Origin of the sequence: Pseudomonas sp. NBRC 111138, from assembly GCF_001320835.1 — a bacterium.
GTDB lineage: Bacteria > Pseudomonadota > Gammaproteobacteria > Pseudomonadales > Pseudomonadaceae > Aquipseudomonas > Aquipseudomonas paracarnis.
The window spans coordinates 1-607 of sequence record NZ_BCBO01000193.1; the positions used below are offsets into that span (position 1 = coordinate 1).

A 607-nucleotide genomic window follows, 5' to 3' on the forward strand; every position below is an offset into this window, starting at 1 on the left:
CCAAAGGCGCCAACGCCGGCCACGCCACCGAAGCCAACATGGACCGCCTCGACGGTGCCGGCGCCGCCGCCGCCGTGGAAGCCCGCGCCGTCACCGCCAACGACTCCGCCGCCATCGTGCGCGCCAAGGCCGCCCTGGACAAACTCGACGTCGCCGAAGGCCTCGCCGAACTCGAAGGCGCCTCCGCCCGCGTCGCCGTTGACGAAAAGCGCATGATCAACTGCCGCGCCGACCTCAACCAACTCGTGCCATTCAAGTACGACTGGGCCTGGCAGAAGTACCTCGACGGCTGCGCCAACCACTGGATGCCGCAAGAGGTCAACATGACCGCCGACATCGCCCTGTGGAAAAACCCCGAAGGCCTGACCGATGACGAACGCCGTATCGTCATGCGCAACCTGGGCTTCTTCTCCACCGCCGACTCCCTGGTAGCCAACAACCTGGTGCTGGCCGTGTACCGCCTGATCACCAACCCGGAGTGCCGCCAGTACATCCTGCGCCAGGCCTTCGAAGAAGCGATCCACACCCACGCCTACCAGTACTGCATCGAATCGCTGGCCATGGATGAAGGCGAGATCTTCAACATGTACCACGAGATTCCATCGGT

The 607-nt window shown here is 64.4% G+C and carries 1 protein-coding gene; it reads left to right on the forward strand.

From position 1 onward, the window contains the following. Positions 1-38 precede the first annotated feature (38 nt). A partial coding sequence (locus APH41_RS27675; protein ID WP_218187873.1) for a ribonucleotide-diphosphate reductase subunit beta occupies positions 39-607 on the forward strand: 569 nt, incomplete at its 3' end.